This window comes from Pseudomonas sp. AIG (assembly GCF_977020205.1).
The window spans coordinates 23,117-40,443 of the sequence record NZ_CDROCK010000012.1 but is presented as its reverse complement, the minus strand read 5'-3'; the positions used below and the strand labels follow the sequence as shown (position 1 = coordinate 40,443).

At 61.4% G+C, this 17,327-nt stretch carries 16 protein-coding genes; 6 read left to right on the top strand and 10 right to left on the bottom strand.

Annotated elements, in window-relative coordinates; all coding sequences use genetic code 11:
- Positions 1-130 precede the first annotated feature (130 nt).
- Both ACWR1S_RS09945 and ACWR1S_RS09940 read left to right on the top strand, forming a co-directional pair.
- On the top strand, positions 131-637 hold the full coding sequence (locus ACWR1S_RS09945) for an RNA polymerase sigma factor (RefSeq protein WP_454563359.1): 507 nt from the start codon (positions 131-133) through the stop codon (positions 635-637).
- On the top strand, positions 634-1,389 hold the full coding sequence (locus tag ACWR1S_RS09940; RefSeq protein WP_454563358.1) for an anti-sigma factor family protein: 756 nt from the start codon (positions 634-636) through the stop codon (positions 1,387-1,389). Before ACWR1S_RS09945 ends, ACWR1S_RS09940 begins: the two co-directional genes overlap by 4 nt.
- 123 nt (positions 1,390-1,512) lie before the next feature.
- Here ACWR1S_RS09940 and ACWR1S_RS09935 read toward each other — a convergent pair whose 3' ends face one another.
- The 7 genes from ACWR1S_RS09935 to ACWR1S_RS09905 all read right to left on the bottom strand — a co-directional run bounded on the left by ACWR1S_RS09935 (position 1,513) and on the right by ACWR1S_RS09905 (position 7,938).
- Positions 1,513-2,484: a Csu type fimbrial protein gene (locus tag ACWR1S_RS09935; RefSeq protein ID WP_454563357.1), complete on the bottom strand. Its 972-nt coding sequence runs from the start codon at positions 2,482-2,484 to the stop codon at positions 1,513-1,515.
- Positions 2,481-4,838: a fimbria/pilus outer membrane usher protein gene (locus tag ACWR1S_RS09930; RefSeq protein WP_454563356.1), complete on the bottom strand. Its 2,358-nt coding sequence runs from the start codon at positions 4,836-4,838 to the stop codon at positions 2,481-2,483. The genes ACWR1S_RS09935 and ACWR1S_RS09930 overlap by 4 nt, the downstream gene beginning before the upstream one ends.
- 79 nt (positions 4,839-4,917) lie before the next feature.
- Positions 4,918-5,706 carry a fimbrial biogenesis chaperone gene (locus ACWR1S_RS09925; protein ID WP_454563355.1) on the bottom strand — a complete coding sequence of 263 codons (789 nt, stop codon included), beginning with the start codon at positions 5,704-5,706 and terminating at the stop codon, positions 4,918-4,920.
- Between the two features lie 33 nt (positions 5,707-5,739).
- A complete protein-coding gene (locus ACWR1S_RS09920) occupies positions 5,740-6,240 on the bottom strand; it encodes a Csu type fimbrial protein (RefSeq protein WP_141129158.1) in 501 nt (166 codons plus the stop codon).
- A 4-nt stretch (positions 6,241-6,244) separates the two neighbouring features.
- Positions 6,245-6,781 carry a Csu type fimbrial protein gene (locus tag ACWR1S_RS09915; RefSeq protein WP_007949687.1) on the bottom strand — a complete coding sequence of 179 codons (537 nt, stop codon included), beginning with the start codon at positions 6,779-6,781 and terminating at the stop codon, positions 6,245-6,247.
- A 20-nt stretch (positions 6,782-6,801) separates the two neighbouring features.
- Positions 6,802-7,335, bottom strand: coding sequence for a Csu type fimbrial protein (locus ACWR1S_RS09910; protein ID WP_454563354.1), 534 nt, complete (start codon positions 7,333-7,335; stop codon positions 6,802-6,804).
- Between the two features lie 99 nt (positions 7,336-7,434).
- Entirely contained in the window at positions 7,435-7,938 is a 504-nt protein-coding gene (locus ACWR1S_RS09905; RefSeq protein WP_454563397.1) for a Csu type fimbrial protein, read from the bottom strand.
- Between the two features lie 305 nt (positions 7,939-8,243).
- On the opposite strand from ACWR1S_RS09905, the gene zapE reads away from it, so the two are divergent.
- Both zapE and ACWR1S_RS09895 read left to right on the top strand, forming a co-directional pair.
- Complete coding sequence (gene zapE, locus ACWR1S_RS09900) at positions 8,244-9,374, top strand: cell division protein ZapE (RefSeq protein WP_454563353.1); 1,131 nt, start codon at positions 8,244-8,246, stop codon at positions 9,372-9,374.
- A 216-nt stretch (positions 9,375-9,590) separates the two neighbouring features.
- On the top strand, positions 9,591-10,904 hold the full coding sequence (locus ACWR1S_RS09895) for a leucine-rich repeat-containing protein kinase family protein (RefSeq protein ID WP_454563352.1): 1,314 nt from the start codon (positions 9,591-9,593) through the stop codon (positions 10,902-10,904).
- 112 nt (positions 10,905-11,016) lie between these two features.
- Here the strand turns inward: ACWR1S_RS09895 and ACWR1S_RS09890 are convergent, their stop codons facing one another.
- Positions 11,017-11,721 (bottom strand): YebC/PmpR family DNA-binding transcriptional regulator, encoded by a 705-nt coding sequence (locus ACWR1S_RS09890; RefSeq protein WP_454563351.1) that lies wholly within the window; start codon positions 11,719-11,721, stop codon positions 11,017-11,019.
- A 221-nt stretch (positions 11,722-11,942) separates the two neighbouring features.
- Here ACWR1S_RS09890 and ACWR1S_RS09885 point away from each other — a divergent pair, with 221 nt between their 5' ends.
- Complete coding sequence (locus tag ACWR1S_RS09885; protein ID WP_454563350.1) at positions 11,943-13,340, top strand: type VI secretion system Vgr family protein; 1,398 nt, start codon at positions 11,943-11,945, stop codon at positions 13,338-13,340.
- A gap of 22 nt (positions 13,341-13,362) precedes the next feature.
- Here the strand turns inward: ACWR1S_RS09885 and ACWR1S_RS09880 are convergent, their stop codons facing one another.
- Together ACWR1S_RS09880 and ACWR1S_RS09875 are read right to left on the bottom strand one after the other, a co-directional pair.
- The gene (locus ACWR1S_RS09880; RefSeq protein ID WP_454563349.1) at positions 13,363-14,754 is read right to left on the bottom strand and encodes an FAD-dependent oxidoreductase; all 1,392 of its coding nucleotides are present in this window, start codon (positions 14,752-14,754) and stop codon (positions 13,363-13,365) included.
- Positions 14,755-14,827: 73 nt separating this feature from the next.
- Complete coding sequence (locus ACWR1S_RS09875; RefSeq protein WP_454563348.1) at positions 14,828-16,153, bottom strand: MFS transporter; 1,326 nt, start codon at positions 16,151-16,153, stop codon at positions 14,828-14,830.
- 282 nt (positions 16,154-16,435) lie between these two features.
- On the opposite strand from ACWR1S_RS09875, the gene ACWR1S_RS09870 reads away from it, so the two are divergent.
- Positions 16,436-17,314 (top strand): LysR family transcriptional regulator, encoded by an 879-nt coding sequence (locus ACWR1S_RS09870; protein ID WP_454563347.1) that lies wholly within the window; start codon positions 16,436-16,438, stop codon positions 17,312-17,314.
- The last annotated feature ends 13 nt before the right edge of the window (positions 17,315-17,327 follow it).

The window sequence follows — 17,327 nt, the reverse complement described above, 5'->3', positions numbered from 1 at the left end:
GTAGGAAGAATCAGCAAGACGCGCCTCGTCCGGGTTTATTCCACGCGGCGGTATTTATTTTTCCGAACGTGGAATAACCTCCAACGGCGGGCGTCTCCCTAGTCCACAGCGTAGTGACTAGCAGAATTTCATGAGCGAATTCGACGAACAGTTGAGAGAAATCATTCCCAGATTGCGCCGCTTTGCCGTGTCACTGACACGCAACAGCAGCAGCGCCGACGATCTGGTGCAGGCCAGCCTGGAGCGGGCGCTGTCGAGTTGGGGCGATAAACGCGCCGACGGCGACTTGCGTGCCTGGCTGTTTGCGATCCTCTATCGGCAGTTTCTCGACGCCCATCGCCGCTCCCGACGCTATGCGCGCATGCTTGAATTCTTCACCGGACGCGACGATGCCGAGCCCTCGGTGGAGCGCACGGTGATCGCCCAGGCGACCCTGCAAGCCTTCGACCGTCTACCCACCGAACAGCGTGCCCTGCTGCTGATGGTTTCGGTGGAAGGCCTTTCCTATAAAGAGGTCGCCGAGATTCTCGGCGCCCCGATCGGCACCGTGATGTCGCGCCTGTCCCGCGCCCGCCAGGCCTTGCGCCAACTCAGCGACGGCGAAATCAGCAGCCCTTCTTTGCGGATACTCAAATGATCAGCCTGCCTCCCAACGAGCGTGACTTGCACGCCTACGTCGACCACCAACTCAGCGACGCCGACCGGCGTGTGCTGGAGACCTGGCTGGCCAGTCACCCGGATGAAGCGGCGCAGGTTCGCGCCTGGCAACAGGATGCCCAGCAACTGCGCGCAGCACTCAGCGGTGCGTTGCAGCAACCGGCCAATCCGGCGCTTGATCCGGCGATGATCCGCCAGCGCCGTCAGCGTCAGTCGCGTCGTCATCTGGCTAGCGCCGCGGTGTTGCTGATCGCGGTCAGCGTCGGCGGTTTCAGTGGCTGGCAAGCGCGCGAAATGACGCTCGTGCGCACGTCCATGTTGCCGATGACCGACGCCTTGCAGGCCTATCGCCTGATTGCCCAGCAAGGCATGCTGCCGGCCGATTACCAGGTCGACAATGACGGTGACATGCAACGCTGGCTCGACCGTTATTTCACCCGGGCGAGTCGTTTGCCCGATCTCAAAGCGGCCGGGTTTGAACCGGTCAGCGGACGCCTGCTCAGCACCGACGAAGGCCCGGCGGCGATGGTCATGTATGAGGATGGCAGCGGGCACAAGGTGAGTTTCTACGTGCGCCCGCCGGGCCCGAAAAACACCTTTTTGCCCCGTGGCAGCCGCAGTGATGGCGACTTGCAGGCCGAATACTGGTCGGGCGGTGGCTACAACTACGCGATGGTCAGCCCGGTCGATACGCCAGCGGCGCAACAGCTCAAGCAATCGCTGCAATTCTGAAAACACCGCTGATCTATGTAGGAGCTGCGGCACGCTGCGATCTTTTGATCTTGTTCTTAAGGGCAAGATCAAAAGATCGCAGCCTCGTTTCACTCGACAGCTCCTACAAAGGATCGTGTCAGCTCAGAACCCTACGTCGAGCACCACATTGTCCAGATAAGTGCCCGCCGGCGGCGTGGTCTGATCGGTGTAGATTTTCGCGTTGTAGTTGAAGATCTGGCTGCCCGTGCCCAAGCCATTGCCCGGATTGACCTCGGCATCGGTACTCGCCCGCCTGGCCGTGCCAACGCTGCCCCAGCGCGTGGTGCCAGCGCTTTTGAAAATGTCATAGGCCAGATAATTGCTGCCGGAAATCATCCGTCGCCGGCCGCCGACACTCACCGCGTTCTGCCCGTCACTTAACCCCACGGTGTAAGCACTGCCCTTGGTGCAGGCCAGATTGATGGTCTGTCCGGTCACCGGCGTAAAAGCGCTGACCACCGGCGCGCTGCCGAAGGCAATGTTCGGCGCCGTAATCGTGCAGTCGTTTGACACGGTCAGGTTCACCGTCAAAGAAGTCGTGCCGTTGGCGATATCACGCCCGAGGCAAACAGCGCCGATGCCGATCCCCGAACAGTAATTCCAGTTCCAGAAAATGCTCAGGGTCTCGGTATACACCCCGGCGGCGACGTTGCTGCCAATGGTGGTACCGAGATACAGCGGCACGGTTTTCGGCGTTGTCCCGTTGAGCAGACCCAGGGCATCGATGATGCCGTTGCGCGCAAAGTCATAGGCGGTGCCGCGGGTCAGCGGATAGCTGGTGCTGTTGTTGGCGTAGATCGTGTAATTGATGACATCACCGGTCGGCCCGACCAGACCACTCTGAGTCGATGAAACGGTGCCCCAGAAGTGGTCGTTGCTGGTCAGCAGGGACAGCAACGAACCGGTGCAACTCAAGCCGGCATTCAGTGTGGAACTGGGCTGCGACGTTGTGCGCACGGCAATCGAACTGAGCGTGCCGAACGCCGCCGGTGTGGTGCTGACCACCGAGCACGCGGCCTGCACCATTCCCGGCAACACCAGCGCCAGCGCCAATAGCCATCGCCTGAACATCATTGACACACCAACGGGCCAATCAACGGCACCTGATCCTGATTCAGGTCGACACTGAACTGCGCCTGACAGGTTTTGCCATCCGCCAGCGTCACTTGCAGCGAGTTCTGCGCCTGCAGGTTTTCCAGATACACCAGCCCGTCCCAACCGACCACCGTCCGCGTGCCGCTCTGCTCATGCAGCACGCCCGCGCCCAGCGGCAGTTCTCGCTGCTGCGCGTCGACCAGCACGATGCTCGCGGCAATCACCCGAGACAGCGGAAACTCCAGCAGATAACCGCTGCCTCGGCGCACGGCAATGCGCTGTTCGACGTTGGGGCTGCGCACGTTGGCCGGCAGATTCAGTGGATCGATTTCATACTTGCCGCGGTAATAGGCGCTGCTCCACGGCACGAGCAGGTGACCATTCTTGTCGGTCTGGCCGACCTGCTGGTTTTCGTAGCGCACCGGAATGTCGGCAAAACCATCGGTGCTGACCACTACAAAGGCGTCGTCGATGCGGTTGGCGGCAAACACCTGACGGTCCATCCACACCAGCGAACCACTGGCATCGGCCCAACGGGTTTCGGCGTCGGAAGTGCCATAGACCCCGGCCTGCAACTGCACCGATTGCAGACGCCAGGTGACGTCGGCCTGACGATAATCGGCACCATCACCCTTGGCATAACCCAGATTGAAACCCACCCCGCCCTCGGTTGGCACCGCGCGACTGTAGTTGACCCGCTGTTGGCTCTGCCCGGTTTTACTGCGATCACTGCTGATCGCCAGGCTACCGCGCAAATCGAACGGAATCACCAGTTGCGCCTGCACGGCCCAGTTGCTGTCGCCGATCTCGCGGTTGGCCGAGAGGTAGAAACTGCTGTTGCGCCACAGCGGTTTGCTCCAACTGAGGTTGAGCAGCCGCGTGCGCGAATCATCCGCTGCGCGTACATCGAAATAGCCGGCGCCGAGACTGCCCCAGCGGTCGAGGTTAAGGCTCAGGGTCGCCTGCTCGCTGCGCCGGCTAAGACTGATGTACGGGCTGTCGACCACGCTCAGGTCGGCGTATTGATCGTGGCGTTGCAAACGTTGGTAGGAAAAGCTGAAACGCTGGTTACTGTACTGATAACCCAGGCTGACCTGATGACCGCCCTCGCCGTCGAATCGGCTTTGGCTCAACGCACTGTTGAGCACACCAAAATTGCCGAGTTGCCAATTGCCGCCGAGGCCGCCCAGTGTCAGCGCGTCGGCCGCTTCGGCATGGCTTTCCAGAGTGAAGCTGTCGCTGACGCCGTAACGCAAGCTGCCGGAGGTGACACCCGGCCCGTAATTGAAATCCTTCAAGCCGTAGTCGCGGCGCAACGTACCGGCAGCCACAGAAAAATCGCTCAAGCCTTTTTGCAGCAAGGTGCTGGTGACATAGAACGGCACCGTGGTCGAGACCTGCCGGCCGAGCGCATCGGTGGTCACCACGACGGCTTCGCCCGCACCGTTGATAAACGGAATGTTGGTCAACGTATAAGGCCCGGGTTGCAAGTCTGCGCTGCTGGACTTGTAGCCATTGATGAACAGATCCACCGAAGACGGCACCGCTGCTTCGCCGGCAAATTGTGGCAACGGATAGGTCACCAGATCCGGACGCACGGCAAAGTCCCGAGAAAACTGCACGCCGCCCAAACGCACCGAACTGCTCCACGGCAACGCACCGCTGATCACGTCACCAGCCTCGTAGGTGAGCATTCGCTCATCGTCGGAGTAACGCCAGGTGGTGTCGTAACGCAGGTAACCGTTGTCCAGCGTGTTGAGCGAGTCACCGGACAGGGTGCGCCGGTATTGTCCGGTGTTGGACAGCGTGCCCCAGCTGTCGAACAGCCGCAATTCGTTCCACGCCGCCAGATAAGTGCCGGCATCGTCGGTGTCGTTGAGGTACAGGTCATAGTTGAACAGCGCGCCGAAACTGCTCAGCGCCGGAGTACGCGGGTAAGCCTGGCGATTACCGATGAACTGTTCCGGCAGCCAGTCCGGTGGCACGTCCAGCACCAAGCGTTGACCAACACTGTCATAGTCGCTGTGCAGCCCCGGCAGGCTGTCGAGATCAACCTCGGCACCGAGGCTGTCGGGCAACTTCATGCCGGTTTCGCGCAACGCCGTCGCCGGGACAAACAAGCGCCCGTCGCGCTGCTGCACCGCCACCACGCGTCCGGTATTCATCTGGTTGACCACCAGTTCCAGAAACAACTGTGCATCACTCACGGCCTCCATGCCGCTGGGTGGCGGCGGCAAATCGCCGGCCCCGGATGGTTGAACGAACATCAGGCAACACGCGCCGGTGATAAGCCACAACGGACGCTGAATACGGCGAACCCGTCCTGGGCTCATACGCGTTTTACGTCCGTCAATGGACTGAATCCTCCTGATAGCGCTTTCGTCGATGCCAGTTGTCTGCGCTACGACTCACTCACTTGGCTGGCGTGATGCTCTGCACCTGTGCCGCGCCATTGACCCGTACCTGCAACGCCGAATCATTGGTCAGCGGCGTCGGTGCCGGCCAACGCATCACCGCGCCCGGCAGCACGTAACCCAACAGCCCTTCGGCCAATGGTTTGCTCTGCCCGGCCTGTTTGATTGCCACGTCGGTCAGGCGGGCATGCACAGCGCCCTGATTGCGCACTTCAACAAAAGGCTTGCCATCCACCGCCACCGTGCGCCAGCTCAATTGCGGCAGGCCAACACCTTTGGGATCACGCGCACGGGTGCTGTCTTCCTTGCTCCACAGCCCGGCACCATAGGCAAACAAGGGCACCGAATAACGCATCTGGAAGCGGATGGCTGCGGCGGTTTTGCCTCCGTCAGCGCTCGCCGGTTGTGCGGAAGGAATTTCGTCGATGATGATCCGGTAGGCCAGCTCCTGCCCCGGCGGTACATCCTTGGTTCGGGTCAGACGCACCAGTTGTTTCTGCCCCGGTTCGATCTTCGCCACCGGCGGGCTGCCGATCACGTCGCGCTGGTTCTGGTATTGCTCGGCGAAACCACTCTGGCTCCAGCCGAACACACGAATCTGCAGATTGGCGGTTTCGCTGCCGCGGTTTTCCAGCCACAACGCACTGGCCTGCTGATCAGCCTCCAGCACCGGATCGATCGGCCAGATCAGCACCGAACTCGCCGCGTGTGCCTGGCTTGCCCCAAGCATGACCATCGTCCACATCGCACAGCGCACGAAAGAATGCCGTGACGTAACTGACCCCATAAACCTGCTCCTTGTCGGCCATTCAACTTCGCCTTACCACGACAGCTGCACCTGCAACACGTCGCTGTACGTCCCCCCAGGCTGATTACCCGGCAATTGCACCTGACCGTAAATCGGCAGGCTGATGTTGTTCGCATCGCTGTAGGCCACCGCCACACTCTGGCCGATGCCCAGGCTCTGGCTGTACGCCGCATCGCGAAACAGCGCATACGCCACCCGCGCGCTGCCGCTGTTGACCTGCATGTGCCGGCCGCTGCTGTTGTACTGGCCGCCATCGACGCTCATGTTCAGCGTCACCCCCGGTGTGCATTGCAACTGCACGCCGCCGGTCAGCGCGACCTGGACGGTGCCGGTCGCCAGCGCCGAACGTGAACCGAAGTTCAGCCCGCCATAATTCGACACCCCGCCCACCACCAGACATCCCGCAGTGACCGTGGCACTGACCTGAAAGCTCTGGCTGGTCGCCGCCGTCAGCGGCAGCGGCGCACTGCCCGCACAGAGCAGGAGCAGCGCGGCGCAGCCATGGCGGCACATGGCATCAGAACGTCAGTTCAACAGCGACGGTGTCGGTGTACGTTCCCGCCGGCAAACCGGCTTTGCCCACCGCCTGACCGTAGAGGTTCACCGTCTGCGCGACGCCGGTGCTAGCAGCGAGGTTGATCGTCCCGTCGATCGCCAGCAGTTGCGAGTGCCCGGCATCGGTGTACAAGTCGTACGGCACGTAATTGGCCACCCCGTCGTACAAGGCTCGCGTGCCGCCCGGCGACATGCCGTCATGGGAACCGGCGCGCACCTTGACCGTCGGCGTGGTGCCACTGGAACAGAGAATCGACAGCGCCCCGCCGCCACCGCCCAGCACTTGCCCGGTGGCCGTGGTGAACAGGCTGTTGGCGGTGCCGAAGTTCAACGCACCGAAGTTCAGACCGGTGGAACCGCCAGCGCCGTTGACCTGGCAGCTGCTGATCAGAATCAGGCTGGAGGTGATCTGGCCGGTGACCGTGGTGGCGGCATTGGCACTGGAAACCAGCGCCAGGCCGAGCAGCGACAAACCTATCCTTGATGCAAACGTACGCATGGTGTCCGTCCTCTACGGGTTTACCAGTCGAGCGTCACCGTCAGGGTGTCGGTATAGACACCTGCCGGCACCGCGCGGGTATTCGCCACCACTGAGCCAAATACCGGAATCGGTATCTGCGCGCCGCTGGTGACAGCGAAATTGTGTTGCTGGCCGATGCTGTAGCTCCGGGCGCCGGAGGGATCGACGAACAGCTGATAGGGAAGGGTCTGGCGGCCGTTGCTCAGGCGCCGGGTGCTGCCGTCACCGTGGGTGCCGCCGTCGATGGTGACGGTGAAACCGGTGACCGAAGGGTTGCAGGCAACGTTGAGCTTGCCGCTGCTGTCACCGTCGAGACTGGCCTTGATCGGCGCGTTCCAGGTGGGCCCGTGAAGGCCGAAATCGAGGGTACCGAGAGCGCTGACCGGGCTGGCGGGATCGCTGGTGTTGGTGACTTCGCAGCCGGCGATCAGGATCAGTCGCGCATTGATCTGCCCGCTCATCGCCGCTTGCGCGTCATCCGCGAGCAATGCCAGCGTACCTGCCGCCATCACCATCCAGTGTTTGCCTGTCATTGCGCCCGTCCCTGCTCCTTCATGGTGACTCAACCACCGCTCGTCTTCGAACGCCTTCCTTGCACACCCGCGTCCACTGGGTGCCTGTTGCAACCGTGATCACCAAGTGACCGTTACCTTGACCAGATCCGAGTAACGGCTAACCCGTGGCACTTCGGCCAACCGCTCGATCCGTGCGTACAACGGTAATTCCACCGTGCCGCTGTCCGGCACCCGCCCGCTGATTGGCACATCCACCACCAGCGGCACCCGTCGCGCCGCGTCCTGATACAAGCGGTACGGAATCGGTTTGCTGCCGGTCGAACCGGCCATGTAGCGGACTTCGCCGACACCCCCGTGCAAACCGCCGTCGACGCGCATCTGATACGGCGTGTCCGGGTTGCACTCCAGCCGCGGCAGGCGTTGATTGATCAACGCCGCGCCCAGTGGCCCGGCGGGGTCATCAAGGCGTGCGCTGCTGCCGAAGTCGAGCACACCCAGTTGCTCGATACCGGCGCCACGTTGCTGGCTGATCAACTGGCAGCCGCGCTGCACATCGACGCGCACTTCGACCTGAAGATCCGCTGCATAGACAGGTGCAGAGAGCACACCCAGCAGGCCCATGACCACATGTACATTCACTGCGCCGTTCCTTGTCAGTGATCGCTTGCGACGTCGTTTCTGTGATTGAGGTTAGCAACGGTCGACGATTCCGCCAGTCGATTGGATCCATGGATCGCCCGGGATATGTTTCGAAAGGTTGGCAACAGCTCGAAGCCTGTCGCTAAAAATAGCTGTACGTACCCTACGAATTTGTCCAATAACCGCCCACTCTCGAATCGTCGCGGTGGCTGGCCAAACCGGCGTCTGGTTACACTACGTCGCCGCGCTCCCGGGAGCCGGTCTTGACGAACACGGAGACGCCGACAGTGCCTGCCCAACCGCCGAAACGATCGCGACTGACCCAGCGCTGGCCGACATTGCGCCATTGGTTGGGCAAGGGTTTGCCGGCCAGCGCCGGGCATGACGCCAGTGCCCAGTCGATCCATGACTACTTTCGGCACAAGGCCAGCGGTCAGGGTTACACCCTCAGCCACAGCCAACAGCGCGTCATTGATTGCATGGCGCAGCAGGCCAGCCTGTTGTTTGGCGCCAGCGGCCGAACCGCGCCAAGCCTGTATCTGTTCGGCGCCGTCGGACGCGGCAAGAGCTGGTTGCTCGATGGTTTCTTTCAAGCCCTGCCGATCACGCAGAAACGGCGCCTGCATTTCCATCAGTTCTTTGCGCAATTGCATCAGGGCATGTTCAGCCATCGCGAGCAGGACGATGCCCTCGAAGTGACCCTCGACGACCTGCTGCACGATTGTCGGGTGCTGTGTTTCGACGAGTTTCATGTGCATGACATCGGCGATGCGATGCTCATTAACCGGCTGTTCAAGGCACTGTTCAAGCGGCGGATTCTGCTGCTGGTGACCTCCAACTATGCGCCTGAAGGCCTGCTGCCCAACCCGCTCTATCACGCCCGGTTCAAACCGGTGATCGAACTGATCAATACGCACATGCAGGTGATGGAGGTCGGCGGTCCGCACGACTACCGCAGTCATGCGCGCCACTCTGCACATCAAATATTCACTCAGGGGCATTACGTGTGGCCGGCCACGCCAGCGCAACGCGCTACGCTGGAGCTGCCGCCCGCAGACGCGCCAGCCATCCAGTTAGCGGTCGGCACCCGACAGTTTCAGGCTCGGTTGTGTGAAGAACGGCGTGTCGGGTTTACCTTCAACGATCTGTGTGAACAGCCGACGGCGGTCATGGATTATCTGGAACTGTGTCGGCGTTTCGACCGCTGGATCATTGATGATCTGCCGGAACTGGGGGAATGCTCGATCGCCGCCCAACAGCGCTTCATCAACCTGATCGACGTGCTGTACGACCAGGACAAACACCTGACGCTGCTCGGTCGCCTGCCGTTGTGTGAAAGCCTCGACGGCCATGCCATTGACCTGGCGCGCACGCGCAGTCGGTTGGGGCAGTTGCAAGAGATGCACACCTGCGACTGACCACACCGGCCCTGTGGGAGCGAGCTTGCTCGCGAAAGCGGTTGAACAATCACCATGAATGTCGACTGACCCGACACCTTCGCGAGCAAGCTCGCTCCCACAGGGTTTTGTGGCGTTTTCAACATGCAACTCAGGCCCAGAACCTGCTTTGCCGTTATCATGTCGCCCATTCCCAGCGCCTCAGCGTCGCTCCACTGATCAATAGCGAACACCAACATGCACACCCTTGCTCAATTACGCGCCGGCGAGCTGGCGGGCATCACGCGGCTGGATCTGTCTTGCGGCCTGACCGAGTTCCCGGTCGAGATTTTCGACCTGGCCGACACTCTGGAAATCCTTAACCTCAGCGGCAACGCCCTGAGCAGCCTGCCGGATGACTTGCATCGTCTGACCCGACTGCGCGTGCTGTTCTGTTCCGACAACCCGTTCACCGAGCTGCCGGCCTGCCTCGGCCAGTGCGCTGCGTTGACGATGATCGGCTTCAGGGCCAATCGCATCGTCAACGTCCCCGCTGCCGCCCTGCCGCCACAGCTGCGCTGGCTGATCCTGACCGACAACTGCCTCGAAAGCTTGCCGAGCGAACTCGGTGAGCGCCCGGCCCTGCAAAAGCTCATGCTGTCCGGCAATCGTCTGCAAACGCTGCCGCCCTCCCTGAGCAAGTGCCAGCGGCTTGAGTTGTTGCGCATTTCCGCCAACCGGTTCACCGAGCTGCCGCAGTGGCTGCTCGCGCTGCCGAGCCTGACCTGGCTGGCCTACGCCGGCAATCCGCTGGAAACCGAGGCGGACGCCGCCGCGCTAGAGGCGACAGCGCAAATCGACTGGTCGGCGCTAAGTCTGGAGCAACGCTTGGGTGAAGGCGCCTCGGGGGTGATTTCCCGGGCGAGCTGGCAGCGCGACGATGGCTCAGTGACGCCGGTCGCGGTGAAACTGTACAAAGGTGAAATGACCAGCGACGGCTCGCCGCTGCACGAAATGAATGCCTGCATCACCGCAGGCCTGCATCCCCATCTGATCCGCATCGAGGGCCGCATCAGTGGTCATCCCGACGGCCAGCAGGGGTTGGTGATGCAGCTGATTGATCCGTCCTTCACTAACCTTGCCGACCTGCCAAGCCTGGCGTCCTGCTCGCGAGATGTTTACGCCGATGATTGCCGATTCAGCGCCGAGGTTGCCCTGAACGTCGCCAAGGGCATCGCCTCGGCAGCGGAGCATTTGCATCAGCAAGGCATCACCCACGGCGATCTCTACGGGCACAACATTCTGTTGAACGAGCGCGGCGATTGCCTGCTCGGGGATTTTGGCGGGGCGTCGTTCCACGCTGTCGCCGACACTGTGGAAACCCGGGCGCTGCAACGCATCGAAGTACGTGCGTTCGGAATTCTGCTGGGGGAATTGCTGGCGCGCATCGACTCGGGGTTGAGTGATGAGCGGCGTGTGGTGCTTGAAGAGCTGGAGCGGCGTTGCTGTCAGCCAGATGTGCTGGCGCGGCCGGGGTTTGCTGAGGTCATGAAGCAACTTGAAGATCTGTGACCGCTGCGCGGTCAATCGCGAGCAGGCTCACTCCTACAGGGGATTTGTGAACGCCACAGATCCAGTATGGGAGCTCGCCTGCTAGCGATGAGGCCATCACTGCAGAAGCCGATCAGCCCGCCAGACCGACAAACATATCCTGCACGTCATCATGGTTGTCGAGGCCTTCGAGGAACGCTTCAACCTCAGCCATCTGCTCGGCGCTCAAACCGCTGACCGGGTTCTTCGGCTGGTAGCCCAGTTTCGCCGACAACACGGTGAAACCTTGTTCTGGCAGTGCTTTCTGTACCGCATCCAGATCGGTAGGGTCGGTCAGGAACAGCGTTGCGCCGTCTTCGCCCGGCTCGAAATCCTGGGCACCGGCTTCAATTGCGGCCATTTCCGGATCGGCGTCAGGGGTTTCCGGCGAAGCTTCGATCATGCCGACGTGGTTGAAGTCCCAGGCCACGGAACCGGAAGCACCCAGTTGACCCTTGCGGAACGCCACGCGGATTTCGGCGACGGTACGGTTGATGTTGTCGGTCACGCACTCGACGATCAGCGGCACCTGGTGCGGGGCGAACCCTTCGTAGGTCACGCGATGGTATTGCACGGTTTCACCCAGCAGACCGGCGCCTTTCTTGATCGCGCGATCGAGGGTTTCTTTTGGCATCGAGGCTTTCTTGGCCTGTTCGACCACCAGACGCAGGTGTGCGTTGGTGGCGGTATCGGCACCGTTGCGGGCAGCGATGGTGATTTCCTTCACCAGTTTGCCGAAGATCTTGCCCTTGGCGTTGGATGCCGCTTCTTTGTGTTTAACCTTCCACTGTGCGCCCATTACTCACTCTCTTGATCTGTGGCGCCGAGACATCTATTGGCCGACGCGTGGCGCCAAGTTTATACGGCCTAAAGTCGGCAATCGACCAAAAAAATGCGGTGCGGAATCGACATCTTCACCAAAGCGTGTAGGGCGATTCTGAAAAACGCCGTTGACATGACCATTCAGCGCTGTGGTTTCGTACCCTCTCAGGCCCGTATTGCCTGACAGAGCCTGTTCGAATGCTCAATGACAAGGAAAGTCCCTTTACCCTGACCCTGACCGACAGCGGCCTGAGCCTGCCGGTCGTGCGTTTTCACGGCGAGGAAGCGTTGAACCGGCCCTTCCGTTTCGACCTCGAACTGATCGGCATTGCCCCCGCCGTGGCGCCGGGTATCTTCCTGCACCAACCGGCGTTTCTGCGCCTGGATGATCATCATGGGATCCACGGGATGATCGACAGTGCCCGTTGCGAGCATCGCGGCACGCACCGGATCGGCTATCGACTGACTGTCGTGCCGCACCTGCAAAAGTTGGCCCAGCCCTGCAAGCGCCGAGTGTTCGTGCAACTGAGCGTGCCGCAGATCCTCCAGCAGTTGCTCACGGAAAATGCCCTGCCCGTGGAGGGCTATCGAATTGAAATGAGCGTCGGGCAATACCCGGTCCGGCCGTTTTGCATCCAGTACGAAGAAAGCGATCTGGCGCTGCTGGACAGGCTTTGTGAGGAGGAAGGCATTCACTATCACTTCGAACATCGGGCGGACGGACACATTGTCGTGTTTGCCGATGACAGCCTGAGCCTGCCACATGCACCGGTGCTGGTGCCGTTCAAGGCCTGCGAGCAAACACCCTCACCCTGCGTCAGTTCGCTGTATCAGCATCACCACGCCGCGCCCATCGCCACGCTGCATACCGTGCGTAATCGAGGGCAACAGGCGATCAGCGGCGATGCCGCCAACCACATCACGGTAAATGCCGTGCCGCCGAAACATGCTCTTGAGCAACGTCACCACGAACAACGCAGCCGTCGGCATCTGGAGCGACAACGCTGCCAGCATCGCACGATCAATGGCCGCAGTGACCGCGTCGGTTTGCTCAGTGGGCATTTGCTGCAAGTGTCGGAACATCCAATCAACCACTTCAACGAACAATGGCGGCTCACCGCGATACGCCATCATGGACAACACCCGTCGATTCTTGACCCGAACCCGCCCCTGCACCGCTATCACAACGACTTCACCGCCCAGCCCTGGGCCAGCGATTTTCGTCCCGCGCTCAAACAACCGCGTCCAAGCATTGCCGGCTATCACCTGGCCCAGGTGCTGGGGCCTGCCGGCCAACCGGCGCAACTCGATGAACAGGGTCGCGTCGCCGTCAGGTTGTGGCCCTCGGAACACCTGCACACACTTGATGACGAGGCGGTCTGGCTGCCCATCGCCATGACTCGGGCCAACGGCCGGATCACCCGCGAAGAACTGCCCTGCGCCGGCAGCGAAGTGTGGGTGAGTTTCCTCGACAGTGACCCGGACCGGCCGATTCTGTGCCTGAGCAACTCACGCAGGCCCACGCCCCGCGAACCAGCGCCTGCGCGCGACAACGGCTTGTTGCTCGACTGGCTGCTTAACAGCAACGCCCGCTGAGCCAACCTGCAGGAGCAGTGTTTCAACCTTTGTCAGCCTTGCCCGCCGCTGCGGCGAATTTCGCCAGACGCACATCGAGATGCCGGGGTCGCCGCCCATGATCCTCGGCGCGCTCCTTGCGGCGGATGGCGTTGCGCACCATCAGCGAGCCGAGGTAGCGGATCGGCTCCGGCGGAAAATAGCCCAGCGGCCCGTTGACCAGCGGCGAGCGCGTCCACGGGTTATCCAGCCCCTGCACCAGCGAAGCGAGAATCTGCCCGCCCATATGACACGGGCCGACACCGCTGCCCGAATAGCCGAAACCGTAAAACACGTTGCCCGCGCTGCTCATCTGGCCGAAAAACGGCAGACCGGTGACTGAGCGATCCGACGGCCCGTTCCAGGTAGCATCGACTTTGACATCGGCGAAGGCCGGGAAAAAGTCCGCGAGGCTTTTTTTCAGCAGGCCGGCATACGGCGATGGCTGATCGAACACCGGCAGCATGCGCCCGCCAAACGCGAAGGTGTTGCCGCCCTTGCCGAGCATGATCCGGCCGTCCGGGGTGTTGTGGTAGTAGTGCACGAAAATCCGCGAATCGAGCACGGTGACCCCGCTGGTCAAACCGATCTCCGGCAACAGGTCCGGGCGCGGTTCGGTGATCAGCATGTCGCTGGAAACGATCGCCACGCTGCGTTCGAACTGCGGGAAGGCACGGGCCATCCACGCATTCATCGCCAGCACCACGCGATCAGCAACAATGCTGCCGTTCGGTGTCTGCAGGCGTGCCGGGCGCCCTTCTTCCAGCCCGGTCATTGCCGTGTTTTCGTGAATTTTCACGCCCAGTTGCAACGCCACCCGACGCAAACCACGCACCAGTTTGCCCGGTTGCACACTGGCCGCTGCCGGCGAGAACCAGCCTTCCAGATGCTTGCTCGAACCGGCCATGCGCTGCACATCGGCGACCGGGCGCTGGGTGAACGAGTTGATGCCGTTGCGCTCCAGTGCGGCGATCACCGCGTCGGTCGAACCGACTTGCGCGCGATTCGTCGCGGTGTACAGCGTGCCGTCGAGGCGGTAGTCGGCATCGACGCCGTAGTGCTCACAGAACTCGCCGATCGCATGGATGCTGCGTTCCGATTCCTTGACCAGACGTACCGCTTCCTCGACGCCAAACAAGCGTTCAAGGGTGAAGTATTTTGCCGACCACGACAGCGCACAACCGCCGTTGCGCCCACTCGCGCCGGCGCCGCAGATGTCCGCTTCGATCAGCAACACGTCGAGTTCGGGGTTCTGTTGCTTGAGCATGATCGCCGTCCACAACCCGGTATACCCACCGCCAACGATGCACACATCGCTGCGTACTTCGCCCTGCAACGGCGGGCAGGTTTGCGAGTTGTCGGCCTGCAAGGCCTGCTCCAGCCAAAACGGTCTCATGGGGTTTCTCCAAGTCAGATAGCCACGCCCCAGCCTGCCGCGAGCGCCGCAGCAGGCCGCGAGGCACAGGGTTTCAGGAACGCAGGGGTTTGATTGTCAGAGGGCAATTGGGGATCGCGGCACGCGGTTCCATCACACCGACCGGACGGCTGTTCCAGTGCGGAATCAGCACCAGCGCCGAAAACAACGCACAACCGGCGAAGACGATGAACACCGTCACCGAGTCGAAGTAACCCGGCAGCAAACCGCCAAGTACCGCGCCGACCGAGCCGCAGCCGTTGACGAAACCGGCAGCGGTGGCGCCAGCCTTGGCTTTGCCGAAATCGATCGCGGCAGCACCGCTGATCATCGAGTCCGGGCCGTACAGGGTCAGGCCCATGACGAACAACAGCGCGACCACCAGCAAGACACTGCCGGTGTGCAGCGCGCCCATGAACAGCGCCAGCGTCACGGTCAGCGCCAGCAGGCTCAACACGCAGGCCGGCATGCGCCGGGCACCGAACAGTTTGTCCGAGGCCAGCCCGATCAGGATCGGCCCGAGCAACCCGGCCAGTTCAAACGAAGTGGGAATGATCGCCGCGCCGACCTTGCCGACACTGGGCATTTGTTCAAAGACAATCACCGGGCCCCACAACAGAATCGCGTAACGCGCCGGTTTCAACATGAAATACGCCAGGCCCAGCACCAGCACCGTGCGATTACGCAGAATTTCCTTCAAGGGTTCCCAGACGCTGAGCTTGCTGTTGGCTTCGGTTTCTTCTGCGGTCAGTTCCGGCTCCGGCTCGACTGCCGGCAAACCGACGTCTTCGGGTTTGTTGCGCTGGAAGATAAAGAACAACACCGCGACCACCGCAACCACTACCGCGCTGGAAATGAACGCCGCGTGCCAGGTCCCCATCAAGGTGTACGCCCACCAGCCGGCGAACGGCGACGCCACCAGACCACCGAACGCGTAGCAGGAACTCCATAAGCCGAGCACCCGCCCGCGTTGTTGGGAAGGAAAAAAGCTGCCGAGGTTTTTGCACAATCCCGACCATCCGGTGGACTGCGCCAGGCCCTGAATCAACATACAAGTAGCGAAGATCGGCAACGTCGCGTAACTGCCCATCACCAGCGCCGCTGCGGCGGAAATCAGCAAACCGCCGAGCACCACGACCCGTGGACCAAAGCGGTCGGCGAGCATGCCCCAGGTGAATTGACCGATGGCGTAAGCCGCCAGATAAATCGCATCGAGGTTGGCCATGGCCATCTTGTCGAGCATGAAGGTCGGGTCTTCGGCGATGCCCAGTTTGGCCACCGAAAACGCTTTGCGGGTGAAGTAGAACGCGGCGTACGCAAGCCAGGTAATCGCGAAAATCTGCATGCGCCAACGCGCAATGGTGCCGATGTGCTTATTCATGGTGGTTCTGACCTCAGGGTGTGAGTGTGCCGGCAGAATCGTTAAGCAAAACGCCTGTGTTTTTATTGTTGAGCACTGCGATATCGCTCTATCCCTCTGGCGATACCGGTCAGATGAGTCCTGCTGTTGCACGCACAGGCTCATGGCCACTGCCGCTACTCGATCGAGCAGTCAGCGATGGCGTGAGCGGATCAAAGCAATTACTGTTTAATAAATAAAATCGATTTATCGTATTTCACACATAAGCTCAGCTTGTTACTGACTTAACGATCAGGTGACTTCATGTCGGTGTCTCACGCCCAACTCAAAGCCTTCCACGCCGTGGCCGTGCATGGAAGCTTCACCAAAGCCGCCGAGCGCCTTTTTCTCACGCAACCGGCGATATCCGACCAAGTGCGCAAACTCGAGGAGCGATTCGGCGTTTTGCTGTTTCATCGCAATAAACGTTCCGTGCGCCTGACCGATCTCGGTGAACGTCTACTGGCGATCACGCAACGGTTGTTTGTCATTGAAGCGGAAGCGCAGGAATTGCTGCAGGAATCCCAGGCGCTGCAGACCGGCAGTCTGATTCTGGCAGTGGATGCGCCGGTGCACGTGCTGCCGCAGATTGCGAGGTTCTGCGAACGCTATCCGGGGATCAGTGTGAAGATCGAGACCGGCAACACCGATGAGTCGCTGTTTCGCCTGTTCAACTATCAGGCCGATCTGGCGTTACTGGGGCGTGACGTCACGGATGAACGCTTGCTGTGCGTTCCATTGCGTAACGATCCGATGGTGGCGTTCGTGTCACGCAATCACCCGTGGGCCGAGCGTGAATCGATTTGCCTGGAAGACCTGGATGACACGCCGCTGGTGCTGCGCGAACACGGATCGGTGACAAGGCAGACGCTGGAAGAGGAAATGGCCCGGGCCGGTTTTCGCATTCGCCCGGCGATTCAGGTGGAAGGCCGGGAAGCGGCACGGGAGGCGGTGGTGGTCGGGATTGGTGTCGGCGTGGTGTCGGCGGCGGAGTTTGGTGCGGACGCGCGGGTGTGTGCGTTGCCGATTATCGACTGCACACGACGGCTGACGGAGACGCTGGTGTGTTTGCGTGAGCAGAGCTCACGGCGGGTGGTGGCGACCTTTCTTGATATGGTTCGCGCCAGCCTCCCCGGTTCCTGATCGTTCCCACGCT